19 protein-coding genes are annotated in these 18,582 nt (G+C 62.4%); 3 read left to right on the top strand and 16 right to left on the bottom strand.

The window, feature by feature from the left end:
- Positions 1–107: 107 nt before the first annotated feature.
- The 3 genes from AAGF34_RS01760 to AAGF34_RS01770 are packed head-to-tail and all read left to right on the top strand — an operon-like array spanning position 108 to position 4,053.
- A complete protein-coding gene (locus tag AAGF34_RS01760) occupies positions 108–1,244 on the top strand; it encodes an acyl-CoA dehydrogenase family protein (RefSeq protein WP_342618920.1) in 1,137 nt (378 codons plus the stop codon).
- A gap of 17 nt (positions 1,245–1,261) precedes the next feature.
- Positions 1,262–2,452, top strand: a complete 1,191-nt coding sequence (locus AAGF34_RS01765; protein ID WP_342618921.1) for a thiolase family protein — start codon at positions 1,262–1,264, stop codon at positions 2,450–2,452.
- Positions 2,453–2,505: 53 nt separating this feature from the next.
- Entirely contained in the window at positions 2,506–4,053 is a 1,548-nt protein-coding gene (locus tag AAGF34_RS01770) for an acyl-CoA synthetase (protein WP_342618922.1), read from the top strand.
- Positions 4,054–4,124: 71 nt separating this feature from the next.
- Here the strand turns inward: AAGF34_RS01770 and AAGF34_RS01775 are convergent, their stop codons facing one another.
- The 16 genes from AAGF34_RS01775 to AAGF34_RS01850 all read right to left on the bottom strand — a co-directional run bounded on the left by AAGF34_RS01775 (position 4,125) and on the right by AAGF34_RS01850 (position 18,556).
- Entirely contained in the window at positions 4,125–5,075 is a 951-nt protein-coding gene (locus AAGF34_RS01775) for a branched-chain amino acid ABC transporter permease (protein ID WP_342618923.1), read from the bottom strand.
- Positions 5,075–5,992, bottom strand: coding sequence for a branched-chain amino acid ABC transporter permease (locus AAGF34_RS01780; protein ID WP_342618924.1), 918 nt, complete (start codon positions 5,990–5,992; stop codon positions 5,075–5,077). Before AAGF34_RS01780 ends, AAGF34_RS01775 begins: the two co-directional genes overlap by 1 nt.
- Positions 5,992–6,741, bottom strand: a complete 750-nt coding sequence (locus AAGF34_RS01785) for an ABC transporter ATP-binding protein (protein WP_342618925.1) — start codon at positions 6,739–6,741, stop codon at positions 5,992–5,994. Before AAGF34_RS01785 ends, AAGF34_RS01780 begins: the two co-directional genes overlap by 1 nt.
- The gene (locus tag AAGF34_RS01790) at positions 6,738–7,511 is read right to left on the bottom strand and encodes an ABC transporter ATP-binding protein (RefSeq protein ID WP_342618926.1); all 774 of its coding nucleotides are present in this window, start codon (positions 7,509–7,511) and stop codon (positions 6,738–6,740) included. Before AAGF34_RS01790 ends, AAGF34_RS01785 begins: the two co-directional genes overlap by 4 nt.
- Positions 7,504–9,024, bottom strand: a complete 1,521-nt coding sequence (locus tag AAGF34_RS01795) for an aldo/keto reductase (protein WP_342618927.1) — start codon at positions 9,022–9,024, stop codon at positions 7,504–7,506. The genes AAGF34_RS01790 and AAGF34_RS01795 overlap by 8 nt, the downstream gene beginning before the upstream one ends.
- Positions 9,021–10,301, bottom strand: coding sequence for an ABC transporter substrate-binding protein (locus AAGF34_RS01800; RefSeq protein WP_342618928.1), 1,281 nt, complete (start codon positions 10,299–10,301; stop codon positions 9,021–9,023). The genes AAGF34_RS01795 and AAGF34_RS01800 overlap by 4 nt, the downstream gene beginning before the upstream one ends.
- A 26-nt stretch (positions 10,302–10,327) precedes the next feature.
- Complete coding sequence (locus AAGF34_RS01805) at positions 10,328–11,380, bottom strand: aldo/keto reductase (protein WP_342618929.1); 1,053 nt, start codon at positions 11,378–11,380, stop codon at positions 10,328–10,330.
- Positions 11,377–11,721 carry a TIGR04076 family protein gene (locus AAGF34_RS01810; protein ID WP_342618930.1) on the bottom strand — a complete coding sequence of 115 codons (345 nt, stop codon included), beginning with the start codon at positions 11,719–11,721 and terminating at the stop codon, positions 11,377–11,379. The genes AAGF34_RS01805 and AAGF34_RS01810 overlap by 4 nt, the downstream gene beginning before the upstream one ends.
- A gap of 145 nt (positions 11,722–11,866) precedes the next feature.
- Entirely contained in the window at positions 11,867–12,628 is a 762-nt protein-coding gene (locus AAGF34_RS01815) for a GntR family transcriptional regulator (protein WP_342618931.1), read from the bottom strand.
- A gap of 175 nt (positions 12,629–12,803) precedes the next feature.
- The gene (locus AAGF34_RS01820; RefSeq protein ID WP_342618932.1) at positions 12,804–13,454 is read right to left on the bottom strand and encodes an HAD family phosphatase; all 651 of its coding nucleotides are present in this window, start codon (positions 13,452–13,454) and stop codon (positions 12,804–12,806) included.
- On the bottom strand, positions 13,451–13,876 hold the full coding sequence (locus AAGF34_RS01825; RefSeq protein WP_342618933.1) for a YchJ family metal-binding protein: 426 nt from the start codon (positions 13,874–13,876) through the stop codon (positions 13,451–13,453). The genes AAGF34_RS01820 and AAGF34_RS01825 overlap by 4 nt, the downstream gene beginning before the upstream one ends.
- The gene (locus AAGF34_RS01830; protein WP_342618934.1) at positions 13,873–14,295 is read right to left on the bottom strand and encodes a rhodanese-like domain-containing protein; all 423 of its coding nucleotides are present in this window, start codon (positions 14,293–14,295) and stop codon (positions 13,873–13,875) included. The genes AAGF34_RS01825 and AAGF34_RS01830 overlap by 4 nt, the downstream gene beginning before the upstream one ends.
- Positions 14,296–14,334: 39 nt before the next feature.
- The gene (locus AAGF34_RS01835; RefSeq protein ID WP_342618935.1) at positions 14,335–15,267 is read right to left on the bottom strand and encodes an MBL fold metallo-hydrolase; all 933 of its coding nucleotides are present in this window, start codon (positions 15,265–15,267) and stop codon (positions 14,335–14,337) included.
- Positions 15,268–15,271: 4 nt separating this feature from the next.
- Positions 15,272–16,402, bottom strand: coding sequence for an acyl-CoA dehydrogenase family protein (locus AAGF34_RS01840; RefSeq protein WP_342618936.1), 1,131 nt, complete (start codon positions 16,400–16,402; stop codon positions 15,272–15,274).
- 23 nt (positions 16,403–16,425) lie between these two features.
- Complete coding sequence (locus tag AAGF34_RS01845) at positions 16,426–17,091, bottom strand: SDR family oxidoreductase (protein WP_342618937.1); 666 nt, start codon at positions 17,089–17,091, stop codon at positions 16,426–16,428.
- A gap of 283 nt (positions 17,092–17,374) precedes the next feature.
- Positions 17,375–18,556 carry an acetyl-CoA C-acyltransferase gene (locus tag AAGF34_RS01850; protein ID WP_342618938.1) on the bottom strand — a complete coding sequence of 394 codons (1,182 nt, stop codon included), beginning with the start codon at positions 18,554–18,556 and terminating at the stop codon, positions 17,375–17,377.
- Between the last annotated feature and the right edge of the window lie 26 nt (positions 18,557–18,582).

Here is an 18,582-nt window from a genome sequence, read left to right on the forward strand (position 1 = left end):
TAGAATCGACGACGACCTTGGAAGTTGCAGCCAGCTTGGATGGCGACATTTGCAACCCCAACCCACAAAAATGCGCCACCGCAGGCGCTGCAACGCAGGAGACATGCATGCACTTTCAGCTCACCAGTGAGCAACTGCAGATCAAGGAACTGGCGCGCCAGTTTGCCGACCGGGAGATCCTGCCGCTGGCAGCCGAAGCGGATGTCAAAAGGGAGTTTCCCATGCAGGTGCAGGCCAAGGCGGTCGAGCTGGGCCTGGTGAACCTGACCCTGCCCGAGAGCGTGGGTGGCGCCGGGTTGGGTTGCGTGGAGCTGGTGCTGGTGACCGAGGAGTTCTGCCGTGCCTGCCTGGGCATAGGCACGGCCCTGTGCGTCAACGCATTGGCCTATGAGCCCATCCTGCTGGGCGGTAGCGAGGCACAGCAGCAACGCTACCTCGCGCCGCTGGCCCAGGGCCGCTTTGCCAGCTTCGGCATGACCGAACCAGGTGCGGGCTCCGACGTGGCAGGCATTCGCACCCGTGCCACCCGCACCGAGGGCGGTTACCGGCTGCAGGGCAGCAAGATCTGGATTTCCAACGCCCCGCTTGCCGACTACTTTGTGGTGTTTGCCAAGACCGACATGGCCGCCAGCCACAAGGGAATGACCGCCTTTATCGTGGAAGCGGGCACCCCGGGCGTGACCGTGGGTCCGGCCATGGGCAAGCTGGGCCAGCGCGCGGCGCCCACTGCCGAGATCTTTCTGGACGACGCCTTTGTGCCGGAGGACCGTCGCCTGGGCGCAGAGGGCAGCGGCTTTGCCCTGGCCATGGCCGTGTTCGACCATTCACGCCCCATGGTGGCGGCGTTTGGCGTGGGGCTGATCCAGCGCTGCGTGGACGAGTCGCTGGCCTATGCCCGCAGCCGCAGCAGCATGGGCAAGCCCTTGATCGAACACCAGGCTGTGGCCCACAAGCTGGCCGAAATGCAGATGCGACTGGAAGCCGCCCGCCTGCTCACCTACCAGGCCGCCTGGCTGGTGGACCAAGGCCAACGCGGCACCATGCAGGCATCCATTGCCAAGGCGTTTGCGGCGGACGCGGCCATGTGGTGCGCCACCGAAGCCATCCAGATCTTTGGCGGCATGGGCTACAGCACCGAATACCCGGTGGAGAAACTCTTCCGCGACGCCAAGGTGCTGCAGATCTACGAAGGCACCAGCGAGATCCAGCGCAACATCATCGCCCGCGAAATGGCACGCATCTAACCCAGGAACACCAGACCATGACCAACCCAGCCAACGAACCCTTGATCCTGTCTGCCGTGCGCACGCCCTTTGGCCGCCGCAACGGCGCTTTGCGCGACACCCGGCCTGACGTGCTGCTTTCCAGCGCCATCACGGCGGCACTGGAGCGCGCCAAGCTCCCCGGCGAAGCGGTTGGCGACGTGATTGCCGGCTGCGTCAGCCAGGCGGGCGAACAGGGCGCCAACATCGCGCGCCAGGCCGCCCTGCTGGCGCGCCTGCCGCAGGAAGTGCCGGGTGTCAGCCTGAACCGCATGTGCGGCTCCAGCCAGTTTGCGGTGCACGCTGCAGCACAGGCGGTGGCCGCAGGCGACCTGGACTTTGCCATCGGCTGCGGAGTGGAGAGCATGAGCCGTGTGCCCATGTTCCTGGACCTGACCCTGGGCCAGCGCGCCTTTACCGGCTTTGACATGCTGCACCCCGAGACCCTGGCGCGCTACCCCATACCGCACCAGGTGGAGAGCGCCGAACGCGTTGCCGAGCAATGGAAGCTCTCGCGTAGCGACGTGGACAGCTTCGCCGTGGAAAGCCACCGCCGTGCCCATGCCGCACGTCTGGCGGGCCAGCACACCGAAATCGCACCCATGACGGGCGTGGACAAGGACGGCGCCAGCTTCCTGCTGGACCACGACGAAGGCGTGCGCGCAGTCATCGACCACGACAAGATGCAGTCCATGCCACCCGTGTTCCGCACACCCGAAACCGGCGTGGTGACTGCTGCCAACTCCAGCCAGATTTCCGACGGTGCCAGTGCCGTGGTGGTGGGCAGCCGCGCGGCAGCAGAGCGCCATGGCCTACAAGCCAGGGCGCGTTTCCGCGCCCGCGTAGTCACCGGATCGGACCCGGTGATGCAGCTCACCGGCGTGATCCCCGCTACCCACATGGCGCTGAAGAAGGCGGGCCTGTCCATCGCCGACCTGGACTGGATTGAGGTCAACGAGGCCTTCGCCTCGGTCGCACTGTGCTGGGCGCGCGAGTTCCAGCCGGACATGGACAAGCTCAACCCCTGGGGCGGCGCCATTGCGCACGGCCACCCGCTGGGCGGCACCGGTGCGGCGCTGATGGCCAAGATGCTGGCCGGTCTGGAGCAGACCGGCGGCCAGTTCGGCCTGCAGGTCATGTGCATAGGCCACGGCATGGCCACCGCCACGGTGCTGGAACGCTTGAACTAAAAGGTTGACTCCAACCTGCCCGCATATTTGAAATCAATAAAGAGGAGACACCCATGAACCCCGCAATCCGCCGACAAACCCTGGCCGACGTGCTGCGCCGCACCGCCAGGCGCCTGCCCAACAAGACCGCCATCATCTGCGGCAACACGCAATGGACCTATGCGGAATTTGACGCGCTGGTCACGCGCCTGGCCGCCGGCCTGCAGCAGCTCGGCGTGAAGCAGGGCGAACGCGTGGCCATGCTGGCGCGCAACTCGCACGGCTTTGCCGCCATACGCTTTGCACTGGCGCGCCTGGGTGCTGTACTGGTGCCCATCAACTTCATGCTGAAAGCCGAAGAGGTAGCCTACATCCTGCGCCACGCCGGAGCCCGTGTGCTGGCCACCGATAGCGGTCTGGCCGAGCTGGCCCGCGCCGGCGCCGCGCTGGACACGCAGGTGCGCGAGTTCGTCTGGATTCCCGCCGAGGAGGACAGCGCGCCCGTGCCCGGCATGCACAGCTTCCGCGACCTGGCCGCATGTGATTCGGAATTGGCCGAGGGCACCCTGGGCAGCAACGACCTGCTGCAGATCGTCTACACCAGCGGCACCGAGTCCTCACCCAAGGGCGCCATGCTCTCGCATGACGCGGTTCTGTGGCAATACGTGAGCTGCGTGGGCAGTGCTGGCATGGCCGAGCAGGACGTCATGCTGCATGCGCTACCGCTCTACCACTGCGCGCAGCTCGACGTGTTCTTCGGGCCCGGCATCTTCATGGGCACCACCAACATCATCACGTCCAAGCCGGTGCCCGACAACCTGTTGGCACTGATGGAGAAGTTCAGCATCACCAGCTTCTTTGCCGCACCCACGGTGTGGATTGCACTGCTGCGCTCACCCCGGCTGGACGTGGACAAGCTCACCAGCCTGGCCAAGGGTTACTACGGTGCGTCCATCATGCCGGTGGAAGTGCTGCGCGAACTCACCACCCGCCTGCCCCAGGTGCGCCTGTGGAACATGTATGGCCAGACCGAGATCGCCCCGCTGGCCACCATGCTGCCGCCGGAAGACCAGCTGCGCAAACCCGGCTCCTGCGGCCGCCCGGTGCTGAATGTGGAAACGCGTGTCGTGAACGATGCCATGCAGGACGTGGCGCCGGGTGAGGTAGGCGAGATCGTGCACCGCTCACCGCATCTGATGCTCGGCTATCTGAACGACGAAGAGCGCACCCGCGCTGCGTTCGAGGGCGACTGGTTCCACAGCGGCGACCTGGGCGTCATCGATGACGAGGGCTACATCAGCGTGGTGGACCGCAAGAAGGACATGATCAAGACCGGCGGCGAAAACGTGGCCAGCCGTGAGGTGGAGGAAATGATCTACCGTCTGCCAGAAGTCAGCGAAGTGGCGGTGGTCGGTCTGCCCGATCCGCAATGGGTGGAAGCGGTGACGGCGGTGATCGTGCTCAAGGCTGGCAAGACTCTGACCGAGGACGCCGTGATGGCGTTCTGCCGCGAGCACATGGCCAGCTTCAAGGCGCCCAAGCGGGTGGTGTTTGTCGATGCCCTGCCCAAGAACCCCACCGGCAAATTGCTCAAGCGCGAACTGCGGCAGATGCACGGCTGAGTACTAGCAAGGCGTATCGCCGTCGCTAGTGCAACGCGTTTCGCGCGAATATCCGCACTCCGGGCAATTGGCTACGATTGCCCGTGAACCACCAGTTTTTCGCCGTAAATTCCCCGTGGACGGAGCACCAGCATCATTGCAATCAGGCAACCGATAAGCACCACCTGAAGTGCGGCAGCGCGGGCTTGCTCTGCCTGCGGAACAAAGTCGCGCATCAGGCCTCCAGCGGCAGTCCAAAAGGCCCACACCACATAGGCGCCCAGTATGGCGCCCCGGTTGTTGCCTGCACCCCCAACAATCAGCATGGCCCAGAGCTGAAACGTCAGTATGGGAAGAAAGTCTTCCGGTGCAATGAACCCGACAAAGTGGGCATACACCGCGCCACCAAGACCCATCAGCATGCTGCCAATGACAAAACTCTGGAGACGGTAGTTGAACGACTTCTTGCCCAAAGCGTTGGCTGCGTCCTCGTCTTCACGGATCGCACGCAGCACCCGCCCCCAGGGACTTTTGACCAGAGATTCGATCGCCAGATACGCCAGCACCAGCAGCCCCACGGCAAGGGCCAGATAAGCCAAAGTCCAGGGTAGACCGGTACCCAGCCATGCCTGCAAAGGTCTGGGAATGAATTGCACACCGAACGGCCCACCCGTCAGGGATGTCGCGTTGTTGGCCACCAGCTGAATGGTCACCGCAATTCCGAAGGTGGTAATGGCCAGATAGTCCTGACGCAGCCGCAATGCAAGGACACCGACGATGGCCCCCACCAGTCCGGTCACCAACATGGCCGCCAGCATGCCCGCTGCGACGGGCCAGCCCAGTCCCGCAAGATGGCCCTCCTGGTGCGGCGTCGTCAGCAGTGCCGAGGTGTAGGCTCCAATGGCCACAAACCCTGCCACGCCCACATTGAACAAACCGGTGAAACCCCACTGCAGGTTGAGTCCCAGGGTGATGATCGCGTAGGCCGTCGCGAACACCAGAAAGAAGCTGACGTAGGACAGCAGGCCGTTGAAGTCGATCATCAGTATTTCTCTCCGAACAGGCCTCTGGGGCGCACCATCAGAATGGCAATCAATACGACAAAGGCCGCTGCAGAGCGGTACTCGGCGCCCACCCAGGTAATGGAGATGCTCTCTGCCATGCCCACGACAAATCCGCCCAGCACAGCGCCCCAGATGGATCCTATGCCCCCCAGAATGACTGCGGCGAAGAGCGGCAACAACAAATCCACCCCCATGGTCGGGCGCATCTGCACGGTAAGGCCGGCAAACACGCCCGCAATGGCCGCGAGCACGCCGCCCATCAACCAGGTGGCACGCAGCACACGCTCCGGGTCAATGCCCGTGACACGGGCCAGACCGGGGTTGAGTGCGGTAGCCCGCATGGCCCGCCCCAGCGTACTGCGCTGCAGGAACAGATGCAGCCCGGTCACGGTGACCAGCGCCAGGACCAGAACAAACAACTGGTCGGGTGTCGCGCGCAAGCCGCCCCAGGTGCTGCGTGGCAGGAAAGCGATTGCGATCTGCAGGTTCTCGGAGTAATAGCGAGGAATGCCCCCCTGCCAGAACAGCAACAGGTTACGCAGTGCCAGCGCTGCACCAAAGCTCGCGATCACCAGGGTGATGGAACCCTGCTTGCGCAATCGCTTGAACAAAACCGCATCCAGCCCCAGTGCCAGCAGCGCCGTCAGGCCACATGCCAACACCAGCGCCACCAGCAGGCCCCAACCAAAAGAGAAAGGACCAATGGGAGTGGCCCAGGCCCCGCTGGTGGTGTTGAGCGCAGTAGAAGCAACCAGTGCAAGGTAGGCACCCCACCCCAACAGCTCGCCGTGGCTGAAATTGGAGAAACGCACGATGGACAAGGTCATGCTCAGGCCAATGGCCCCCAGGGCCACTACCGAGCCGATGATGAGTCCGTCGGCAAGAATCTGTAGCATCAGACCGTCTCCTTTGCACGTTGCTTGCCGGTATAGCGGCCCAGATACAGCTCTGCGATGCGTTCATCGTTCAGCAGGTCGTGGCTCTTGCCCACAATGCGCTCCTTGCCCTCCACCAACACGGCAGCGCGGTCGGCCAGCGCAAGCGCTGCCTTGACGTTTTGCTCCACCAGAAGCACCGTGATACCGGCATCACGCACTTCCCGCAACTTGGCAAACACCTGCTGCACCAGCAAAGGACTCAATCCCGCCGACGGTTCGTCCAGTATCAACAGCTTGGGCTTGCTGATCAGCGCTCGGGCTACCGCCAGCATTTGCCGTTGCCCGCCACTGAGTTGTCCGGCCGGCAAGGCACGCTGGCGGTACAGGTCCGGAAACATGGCGTAGACCGGCTCCAGGCTTTCGCGCACGCGCGCCTTGACGATGGCTGCGGCCAACTCCAGGTTTTCAGCAACGCTGAGGTTGATGAATACATTCTCGGTTTGCGGAACAAAGGCCAGCCCCTCAAACACCATGCGATGTGCTGGCGTGCGCGTAATATCGTTTGAACCCAGCAGGCAGCGCCCCTTGCTGATGGGCACCAAGCCTGCAATGGCTTTGACAAATGAAGACTTGCCCGCGCCATTGGGCCCAAGGATGGCCATGATTTCACCCTGCAGAACGCTCAGGCAGGCGTCCCGGACAATGGGCAGACCCGGCTCGTAACCGGCTTCCAGCGACTCCACAACGAGCGCGAATGGGGTACTCATGCCGGACTCCCGAGATAGGCTTCCACCACACGGGGATCGTTCAGTACGGAGTCCGCGTGTCCCTGCATCAGCATCTGGCCCTGTGCCATCACCATCACCGGATTGCACAGGGAGGCAACCAGGTCCATGTTGTGCTCAATGATCAGGAACGTGACGCCCTGGGCGTTGAGTGATAGCACCTTGTCGGTGATCTGGTCCAACAGTGCCGGGTTGACACCGGCGGCGGGCTCGTCCAACAGCACGATCTTGGGCTGGGACACCATCACGCGGGCCAGCTCCAACAGCTTGCGCTGACCACCGGACAGTACGCGTGCGGGCTGATGCTCCAGTGCCGACAGCCCGACAAATTGCAGCCAGTACCGTGCGGCCTCCCGCGTTTCGCGTTCTTGCGCGGCGACGCGCCCACGCCGCAGCCAATTGGCCCAGAACACCTCGCCCAGTTGGCCGCGCGGCGCCACCATGACGTTTTCCAGCACGGTCATTTCAGGAAAGGGGCGTGGGATCTGGAAGGTACGCGCCAGTCCCGCAGCAAACACATCACAGGAAGGCCGGCCCGACAGCAACACGCCATCCAGCAACACCCGGCCCGACGCTGCCTGCATGAAACCGGTCAGGCAGTTGAACAGGGTTGTCTTGCCTGCACCATTGGGCCCTATCAAGCCCCCGATGGCTCCCGCCCGCAAGGTGAAGGAAACCTGGTCGACCGCCTGATGCCCGCCAAAATTCTTGGACAGGGCTTCCACCGTCAAAAGGGCTTGCGACTCAGGCATCGACAATTGCCTCGGCTTCCATTTCCACAAGGTAGCCGTCGCCTACCAATGCGGCCACTTCGACCAGCGTGTTGGCTGGGCGCACATCGCCGAAATACTTTCCGTGGACACGGCTGACCATTTCACAATCGGCGGCATTTTGCAGATAGATGCGTGTCCGAACCACGTCCTGCATCTGGCCACCCAATGCCTTGATGCTGGCTGCGATCTTGTCCAGGATGTAGGTGGCCTGCACTGCCGCATCGCCACGTCCCACCAGTTGCCCCGCACCATGGGTTGCCGTGGTGCCCGAAACCAGGATGCGTTCTCCCACACGCACTGCGCGTGAGTAGCCCGCCAGTGGTTCCCAATGGCTGCCGCTATCGATGGTCCAGCGGTTGGCACGCCCCGCCACGGGCTTGCGCTCCCACAGGGGTGCCAGGGAATCGAGGTGGTGACTCAGGTCACCCGACGCCGTCAGAAACGGGGGCTTGCGGTATTCGTCGCCGCAGTCACCAGGCAAGCGTGTCGTGCTGGAAAATGCCAGATTCAGCGCGTCATGGTCCTGCGCGTCCAGTGCAAATTCGAACAGCTTCAGGTTGTCTGCCCGGTGCTCGGACTCGCCCAATCGTGCACCCACGATGACCGCAGCGACTGCAGGTTGCTCCAGCACCCAGCGGGTCGCCACATTCGAAACGGATACGCCATGCTTGAGCGCGATCTTCCGGGCCGCCGTCAACACCGCCTGCAGTGCGTCCCAGCCTCCGATGGCGTTGATGAAGCGTTGGTACTTCATCTTGCTCCAATCACCCACTTCTGCAGGCGCATCCACGCCGACCCATCGGTCACTCAGGAAGCCACCGCCCAGCACACCGTATGCCAAGAGCTTGACATCACGCTCCAGGCACAACGCAGACATCTCTTCGGTACCGCGCCGATCCAGCAGTGACATGCACACCTGGTTGCTGGCGATGGGTATGCCTTCATTCAACAGCAGGCGCAAATGCGCCGTATCGAAATTGGCGAGTCCAATATGGGCAATCAAACCCTCTTGCCGCAATTTGGCCAGCTCCAACATGGCATCGATGTACGCCGGATGCTCATAGGTCCACCAATGGAATTGCAGCAAGTCAATGCACGAGGTTTGCATGCGATCGAGGGAACGCTGCACACCTTCGCGCACCACGGCGGCTGTCATGGGGCCGGGTGGCGGGCACCATTTGGTGAATGCCCGCACGCCGGGTCGCGCCTCCGACGCGAGCAGCGTACCTGTGATGACCTCGGCCGAGCCATAGTGATCCGCCATATCAAAGGTATCAAACCCTTGTTGTGCATACACGGCCATGTCGGCTGCGCCCTTCACCGGGTCCAGCAGTGTTCCATTACGCTCCATATCGGCAACTTGCCACAATCCCGTCACGAGACGGGAAATCTCCAGACCGCTGGCAAGCTCGGTACGGTCTGGTCGTCTCTTGTGCGTGGTCACAGCCGCTGCGCCATACAAAGACACCGTGTCGGACGGGATGGCGCTCATTTGTTGATCTTGGCCTGAATGGCTGCCACGTCTTCGGTAGTCATCTGACTCACAGTCACCACTTCACCGTTGGTAAATTTCCAGGCACGGAACGGTCCGGCGATATCGCCGTATTTGTCAAACTGCACCGGGCCAATGACACCCACATAGCGGATGGGCTTCTTCTGCCGGATCAGCTCGATGGCGCGGGCAAATCCGGCCGGGCCTGCATGGATGACTTCGCCGCCCGGGTTGGTGACTTTGCGGATGGCATCGCGAATCGCAGCTGCTTCAAATTTTCCCGCCTGTGCCACGGCCAGGCCCAGGATGGCGGCCGCGTCATAGCCCTGCACCGCTGCAGGTGCTTCTGCATCAAATCCTCCACTCATGGCTGGATAGGTCTTGTTGAAGTATTCGGTAGATTCGGTCTTGGTTGTGCCGGACGATGTGCCGTAGGCGCTGTTCAGGTATTGCGCCCCTACGCCCTTGATGAAGTCGGACGAATTCATGCCATCGTTGAAGAGGAACTTCTGGGGTCCGCCTTGCTGAATCCAGGTACGGATGATGGTTGTGCCGTCGCCGGGATAACCAATGAAATACAAGGCAGCTGGATCGGTCTTGAGCGCCTTGGTGACTTCCGCGTTGTAGGATGATTGGTCAGGGTTGTAGGGCGTGACATCCACAATCTTGCCGCCCAGTGCCTCGTAGGCGCGACGGAATTCGGCCAGCATATTGACGCCAAAGTCATTGTTCACATGGATGATCGTCAAGGACTTCATGCCCTGGTCCAGCGCATACTTGGCTGCAGCCGTTCCTTGCAGTGCATCGCTGGTGATGGTGCGAAAGAACCAACCGCCGGTTTTGCCCTCGATCGCGAGCTTGGTAAGGGATGGCGAGGAAGAGGCCGGCGATATCTGCACGACACCTGCAGGCGCCGTAACCGAAGTCACCATGGGGATGGAAACCGAACTGATGATGCCGCCAATGATGGCTGGCACCTTCTTCAAGTCAACCAACTGCCGTGCCTGGTCCACTGCCACCGAACCCTGGCTTTGTGCGTCACGCACATCAAAGCCCAGTTTGCAGCCCGCTACGCCCTGTGCACCTGCAGCCTTATTGATGTCATTGAAGGCCAGCTCAACGGACTTGCTGGCGGCTTGGCCATAGCGTCCTGCTGCGCCAGTGAGCGAGACCACCATGCCCACCGTATGGGTACAGGAGGGGGTTTGTGCCATGGCAGCCGGAGCTCCCATGGTAGCGAGCACGGCAAGAGCGGTAGAAGTGAGCATGAGACGCATGGTGGGATTCTCCAGGTGGGTTGAAATCAGGATTTGTTGAGGTCGTACTTCATGATGCGGCCGTGAGGGCCCGTCTTGTCGCGCTCCAGACTGTAGGGCTCCCCGGCAGGACCCGGGTGTGCGGCAAGTACAGGTTCCAGCAGCGCGCGATCCGCAGCATCCAGCTGAAAGGAAAATACTTCGAGCGTGGAGGCAAGCCGGTCCGCATAGCGCGCGCCCACGATGGCAGCCGCTACCCCGGGCTGCTCCAGCACCCAGCGTACCGCCACGCTCGACAGGCTGACGGCGTGGCGTTGGGCGATGGCCTTGAGCACCTGCAACAGGGTCTGGAACGCAGGCCAACCGCCAAACTCATCGATGATCAGCTTGTACTTCACAAGCGAGCGGTTTGCCATGGGGAAAGCCGGCTCCGGCTGCCCCAGCCACTGCTCGGTCAAGAAACCGCCAGCCAGCGACCCGTAGCACAGCAGATGCATGTTCTGCTTTTCGCACAACGCAGCAAGGCTGCCCTGGGGACGGCGGTCCAGCAATGAGTACTGGGTCTGCATGCTGACCAAGGGAACACCTGCAGCAAGCATTTCCTGGGTATGGGCCGCATCGAAGTTGGTTCCACCGATATGCGCAATCAATCCTTCCTTCTGCAATCCATACAGGGCAACAGCCGTTTCGACATAGCGCGGCACGCTGTAGTCCCACCAATGGAACTGCACCAAGTCCAACCGGTCGGTACGCAGGCGCTGCAGGGAACGGGTAACGATGCGACGCACCTGGGCAGCATCCACGGTGGCCAGGTCGCCATAGTCGGGCACCAGTTTGGTATGTACTTGCATGGTGGGCTGGTGTGCCGCTTTCTGCTTGGCGTTGAAATCGCCGTACATGTCTTCCACGCCGGTATAGATATCTGCACCATCTACCGTGTTGAGCCCGGCGCGCAAAAACGCCCCCATGTCCGCTATGGCCCGCTCCCGCTCAACCGGACCATGGTCACCCGCCAGCTGCCACCCGCCCCGAATGATGCGCGGGACCTTGTAGCCCGGCGCGATCTCTTTGTACGTTACGCCATTGTCGACACGCTTCATGCCGCATCCCCCAATGGAACTGCCGTAGTTTGCGCATGCTTGAAAGTGCGCTTGCCCAGGCGTGTGATCCGAAAACGCGTAGGGCAATGCGGATCGGGACAGGCCACCTCGGCATCTGTGCTCATCCAGTCCGCGGCCTGCGTAACACGCTGCTTGGCGGGCAACAGTGGCAGCAGCGCCGCCAAGGAATACATGGAAAACCCCTGGCCTGCCGGGAAGCGCAACAATTCGCCTTGCACTTCAAAGTAGTCCCCCACTTTGGCATTGCACTGGATTTTGCGATCGTCATGGACGACGACCTCCACCCTCAGGTCATAGAGTTCAAATTCATCTGCCTGCATGCCGATACGCCTTTCAAAGAGTCACGTAGCATTGCCTAGCCCACTTCGATTCTTTTAGAAACCGAATTCGGTATAAATATATACCGACGTGCAAATATTATTTGACCATCTATTTGCGTTGTCAAGCAGATTTCATTTAAACGTGTTAGCGCCTCTTTGTTGTAGTTTTTTGCGCAGCCATTTGCTCGGATGGTTGCGTCAGCGCGCGGCGGCGCAGCCGTTTTCCCGAGGCCTTTTCCCAGGCCGACTCCAGTACATCGATCCGCTGTGAGGTCGCGGCATCAATCTGCTCGGGCTTGCCGCTCTCTATGGCCAGCAAGCTGTTGCGCAATGTCTCCGTGCTTTGTGAGGTATCACCCAGCTCGCGCACCGCCATGGTTCGCACCAAGTCCATGCGTCGCAGCATGACTTCCATCATCCGCACAATCATGCTGTTTTGCGTCGCCCGGGCCACTGCAATATTGAATCGCGTGCTGGCTATGGTCATCAGTTGCGCACCCTCGTTTGATATTTTTTTCTTTTTGAAACGGGCACTGATTTCCTCACTCAGCCGGACCGCATCGCGCATACGTTCAAAATCGGCAGGTGTGGCATAGATAGCAGCCAGACGTGCGACATGGGGTTCAAACAGCCGCCGCGCCTCCAGCACGCCGTCAATATCCTCCAGCGGAAGCTCTGGTAGTGGAAAGCCGCACAGTTCAGCTGGGATGGATTCGCTGGTGATGAAAATACCTCCGGAAGAACCGGGCAGCACCTGCACAATGCCGGCCTGCTGCAAGAGCTTGATAGCCTCCCGCAAAGTGGGACGACTGACTCCAAGTTGCTCGGAGAGATTCTGCTCAGAAGGGAGTCTTTCACCGACTTTGACATCCCCCGCACGTATCGCCTCCGTGATGCGGTAGGCCACTACCTCACAGGGACGAACCAGTTGAACAGGCGGGAATACGAATCGGGTGGGCTTTATGCGCGTCACAGTTGCTCCTTCTGGAGCGCATCCTAGCGCATTCGAATTTTGCAAAGTTCCCGATCAACTGCAGTGGCACAGGCTTGGCTTTTCAAGCCGCATGCCATGCTTCAGCAGCCTATGACAGCACGCCGACCAGCTGCTTCATATCCGTGAACACCGCGTGCGCTCCGACGTCCAACAGCGCACGCCCGTCACCCAGAGGCGCATAGGCAAATACGGTGGCACCAGCGGCCACTCCGGCGCGCACGCCTACGGTGGTGTCTTCCACGACGGCGCAGCGCTCTGATGCCACACCCAGGTGCGCAGCCGCAGCCAGATAGACGTCGGGGAAAGGTTTGGAGCGCGGCATTTCATGTCCGCTGAAGATGCGCCCTTCAAAATGCGGCAGCAGCCCAACGCGGGACAGCATGAGTTCGATCTTGGGACGGTCCGCACCCGAGGCGCAGGCGATGCGCCCTTGTGTGGCGGCATGCAGATGCTGCACGGCGGCGTGCACATTCGGTATCGCCACGATGTGGGCGTCCAGCGTCTCGTTGCGGCGCTGGCGGAACGCCGCCAGCCACTCCTGGGTGAACGGCTTGCCCGTCTCGGCCTCGATGCGCACGCGCTCGTCGGCCACCATCTTGCCGATGAAGATGTCCATGCATTCCTGCAGCGTCAGGGTCCAGCCCAGGTCCTGCAGCATGTCGCGCAGCACGCCGCAGGTGATGGACTCGGAATCCACCAACACACCATCGCAATCAAACAGCACAGCATCAAATCTCACAAGGCATCTCCATCCACATACAACCAGCGCCCGTCCCGGCGCACAAACCGGCTGCGCTCGTGCAGCCGAACCGCGGGCCCGCCCATGGGCTTTTGCCGGGCCACGAATTCCACCTCGGCAGTATCCGCCCCGGTCTGGCGGTGCGCACGCACCTCCAGCCCCAGCCATTTGACACCCGCATCAAAGTCAATGTTGGCAGGGCGGTGTTGCGCGGCCCAACTCTGCAGCAGATAGGCCTCTCGCTCCAGCACAAAGGCGCTGTAACGCGAGCGCATCAGGCTCTCGGCGTCGGGCGGAAATGCGCTTGCGGTTTGCGGCTCCAGCCAGCGGCCGCAACAGCTGCCATAGGTGAGCGGCTTGCCGCCCTTGCCTGCGGCAAGCCGCCCGCAGGGGCAAGGCTGGTGTGCGTCCAGCGTCTTCATGCCTTGGCTGCGCGCCGTGCCTTTTGCTGCTCCAGCGTCTCGGTGGGTGCGCCCTGCTTGACCCACTCGGCGTAGCCGCCATCGATATGGGCCACGTTGGTCATGCCCATGTCCTGCAGCGTCTTGGCCGCCAATGCACTGCGCCAGCCGGCGCCACAGAACAGGATGAACTCACGCCCCTCGTCGGCAAAAATCTTCTTGTGGTAGGGCGAGTCCGGATCCACCCAGAACTCCAGCATGCAGCGCGGCGCATGGAAGGCGCCCACCACGGTGCCGTCTGCCAGCTCGCGTACGTCGCGGATGTCGACGATCTGCACTTGGGGGTCGTCCAGGCGCGCGCGCACGTCTGGCACCGAATAGGTGGTGACCTGGGCCATGGCTTCATCCACCAGTGCACGGAATCCTTTGGTAATGGGCATGGGTGTGTCCTTATGGGTTGTGGGTATGGATTGCTGCGATCAGGCGTTGTGCACCCACTCGCCTTGCACGCGGGCAGCGCCAGCGCGCACCAGATCATGCACCAGCGATGCGACGGCTTGGGCGCTTTCGGTGTCGGGGAAGAGTTGCGTAAACAGCGAACGGAAATACGGCGTCGCATCGGCCCACGCCACCAGGGCGTGCATGGTGGCGCTCTGCAACTCCAGCAACTTGAATTTCAGCAGCACCTTGGCAGCATGCTGCAAGTGGCGCACCGGGTCGTTCTGAAAACCTTCCAGCCGCTGGCGCGCGCGCGCCAACGCCTCGGCCACATCGCTGAATAGGGAACCGTGGCCAGGTATCACCAGCAACGGCTGCAGGCGTTCGATCAGGTCCAGCGTGTCGGCCACTTCGTCAAAGGCGCGCACGCCATCGAGCTCGGGAAAGATCACGCCAAAGCCGCGCTCCCACAGCGCATCCGCCGACACCAGCACGCGGCGCTCAGGCGCAAACAGGATGACCGAATGCGGGTCATGCCCTGGCGCTGCATGCACCTGCCACTGCATGTCGCCCAGGCGCAGTTCGGTGCCGGGCTGCAAGGTGCCGCTGAGCGTGAACTGCGGGCAGTTCTGCCCGGTGGGTGTGTAGCTCAGTGCCTGCGGGTCCCACTGCGCCACAAACGGCGCATGGCCGGGCGGCACCAGCGTCTGCAGCTGCGGGTAGCGTGCCTGCAGTGCTGCGTTGCCACCGCAGTGGTCGCTGTGCAGATGCGTGTTGACCAGCACATCCAGCGCCTTGCCCTGCAGTACCGCGTCCACCAGCGCGAGCGTCTGCTCGGCATGGATGCAGTAGCCGCTGTCGATGAGGGCGCTGCTGTCCTTGCCCGTGATGAGGATGTTGTTGCTCGACAGCCAACCCCGCTCGAAGATGTGGATGTCGCGCAGCATGTGCGTGCGGTCCAGGCTTGCCGACATGGGCTCAGGCCAGCGCACGCTGGATGATGATCTTCTGCACGTCGCTGGTGCCTTCATAGATCTGGCAGACCCGCACGTCGCGGTAGATGCGCTCCAGCGGAAAGTCGCTCACATAGCCGTAGCCGCCCAGGGTCTGGATGGCGGCGCTGCACACGCGCTCGGCCATCTCGCTGGCAAACAGCTTGGCCATGGCGGCCTCCTTCAGGCAGGGGCGCCCGGCATCGCGCAGGGATGCGGCATGCCAGATCAACTGGCGCGCGGCCTCGATCTGGGTGGCGCAGTCGGCCAGACGAAAGCCTACCGCCTGGTGGTTGAAGATGCTGGTGCCAAAACTCTGGCGGTCCTTGGCATAGGCCACGGCCACCTCCAGTGCGGAACGCGCCATGCCCACGCTCTGCGCCGCAATGCCGATGCGTCCACCTTCGAGCCCGCCCAGCGCAATGCCATAGCCCTCGCCTTCCTTGCCGATCAAGTTCTCGGCGGGGATGCGGCAGTTGTCGAAGTTGATCTGGGCCGTGTCACTGGAGTGCTGACCGAGCTTGTCTTCCAGACGCGCCACCACATAGCCTGGCGTGTTGGTGGGCACCAGGAAAGCGCTCATGCCCTTCTTGCCCGCGCCCTTGTCGGTCACCGCAATGACGATGGCCACGTCGCCGTTCTTGCCGCTGGTGATGAATTGCTTCACTCCATTGATGATGTAGCTGTCACCTTCGCGCGTGGCGGTGGTGCGCAGCGACGAAGCGTCGGAGCCCACATGCGGCTCGGTCAGGCAGAATGCGCCCAGCATCTGGCCCTGGGCCAGCGGCTCCAGCCACTGTTTCTTCTGCTGCGCGTTGCCAAACTTCATGAGGATGGCATTGACCGGGCAGTTGGTCACGCTGATGACGGTGCTGGTGCCGCCATCGCCGGCGGCAATTTCTTCCAGCACCAGCGCCAGGGTCAGGTAGTCCAGTCCAGCCCCGCCCAGTTCCTCGGGTACGCAGATGCCATAGGCACCCAGCGCCGCCAGGCCCTTGTGCACTTCCTTGGGAAAGGTGTGCTCCTTGTCCCACTGTGCGGCATTGGGCCAGAGCTCGGCTTGGGCAAAGTCGCGCACCGCGTCGCGGATCATTTCCTGGTCTTGTGTCAGCAGCATGTTTTCTTGTCTCCGTCTTTGTTTTACCAGGACGCGTAGGGGCGTCCGTCATGGTGTAGAAATTTGGCTTTGTCTTTGGGGGTGACGCGCGAAAGCGTGTGGCGCATGGCGCCCACGCTGGCTTCCACCGTCAGCGGTGCGCCCGTTCCGCCCATGTCGGTCTGTACCCAGCCGGGGCACAGCGCGATGAAGGTGGCCTTGGGATAGTCGGGCTGCGCCGCAACCACCGCCATGTTGAGCGCGGCCTTGCTCACGCGGTAGGTCCAGCCGAAGCTGGACTCCACCGTGCTGATCTGGCCCATGCCGCTGGTGATGAAGGCGAAGATCCCCTTGGCCTCTTCCACCCAGGGTGCGACCTGCGGTATGGCCTGCATGGCGCCCAGCACATTGGTGTGCATGACCTGGTCGAACTGTTGTTGCGTGGGCGGGCTGAGTGCGCCCTCGGTGGTGTAGATGCCGGCCACGTACAGGGCGATGTCGATCTTCTCGCCGTCGAGCTGCCAGCTTAGGCCGCTGATGCTGGCGGGGTTGCTGACGTCGAGCTTGAGGGCCTGTGCGCCCATGTCGGTGAGGCGCTGCATGCCTGCCGCATCGCGTGCGGTGGCGATGACGCGCTCGCCGGCTTCCAGGTACTGGCGGGTGAACTCCAGGCCTATGCCTCTGGAGGCGCCTAGGATGAGGATGGTCATGTGCTTGTCCTGTGGGTTGGCCTACTTCGGGGGTACGCGGGAAGGGGCAGAGCGACTGGCCTCATCTGTCCTTCGGCCAGAAAATCGGCTAGCCGCTCTGCCCCTTCCCGCTTGGACGAAGTTTCCGCACGCACAAATTGAAGCCCCAATGCATTGGCGGCATGCACGCGCCCAGCGCGGTGACCGGGTATGCCGGTAGCCGATTTTCTGACCGCAGGGCAGATGAGGCCACCGGCATACCCGGTCGCCGCGCGTGAGAACATCACCAATGCAGGCATAAAACTCAGAGCAGCTCCAAAGCCACCGCCGTAGCCTCCCCGCCCCCAATACACAAAGTCGCCACACCACGCTTCAACCCACGTGCCTTCAAAGCATGGATCAACGTCACGATGATGCGCGCACCCGATGCGCCAATGGGGTGACCCAACGCGCAAGCGCCGCCATTCACATTGACCTTCTCATGCGGGATGTTCAGCTCCGTCATCAAAGCCATGGGCACCACGGCAAAGGCCTCGTTCACTTCCCACAGATCCACATCGGCCACCGACCAGCCGGCCTTGGTCAGCACCTTCTGTACCGCGCCCACAGGTGCTGTGGCAAACCAGTTGGGCTCCTGTGCATGCACGGAGTGGGCCACCACGCGTGCCAGCGGTTTGCAGCCCAGGCTGGAGGCAGTACCGGCGCGCATCATCACCATGGCAGCAGCGCCATCGTTGATAGAGCTGCTGCTGGCGGCGGTGATGGTGCCGTCTTTCTTGAAGGCGGTGCGCAGCGTGGGAATCTTGTCGAGCTTGATCTTGCCCGGGCCTTCGTCCACCGACACCACCACCTCGCCAGTGCGAGTCTTCACCGTGACGGGCGTGATCTCGGTGGCGAATGCGCCGGACTGGATGGCGTTCTGCGCGCGTTGCACGCTGGCAGTTGCAAAGGCGTCCTGCTGTTCGCGGGTGAAGCTGTACTTGGCGGCGCAGTCTTCGCCGAAGGTGCCCATGGAACGGCCTGCCTCGTAAGCGTCTTCCAGACCGTCGAGCATCATGTGGTCGAAGATGCGGTCGTGGCCCATGCGGTAGCCGCTGCGGCCCTTGAGCATGAGGTAGGGTGCGTTGGTCATGCTCTCCATGCCGCCCGCCACCAGCACGTCATGGCTGCCGGCCACCAGCATGTCGTGCGCGAACATGGCCGCGCGCATGCCGGAGCCGCACATCTTGGACAGCGTGACCGCGCCTGCGCTCTTGGGCAGCCCGCCCTTGAATGCGGCCTGGCGTGCAGGGGCCTGGCCCTGGCCGGCCATGAGGCAGTTGCCGAAGATGACTTCGGTCACCAGCTCTGGTGCAATGCCGGCACGCTGCACTGCAGCCGCGATGGCTGCGCCGCCCAGGTCGTGCGCGGCAAGCGACGCAAAGTCGCCCTGGAAGGCGCCCATGGGTGTGCGGGCTGCACTGACGATGACAACGGATTCAGACATAGGGATCTCCTGTAGTTGGTAAAAAG

It is taken from the genome of Rhodoferax sp. GW822-FHT02A01 (assembly GCF_038784515.1).
Lineage (GTDB): Bacteria > Pseudomonadota > Gammaproteobacteria > Burkholderiales > Burkholderiaceae_C > Allorhodoferax.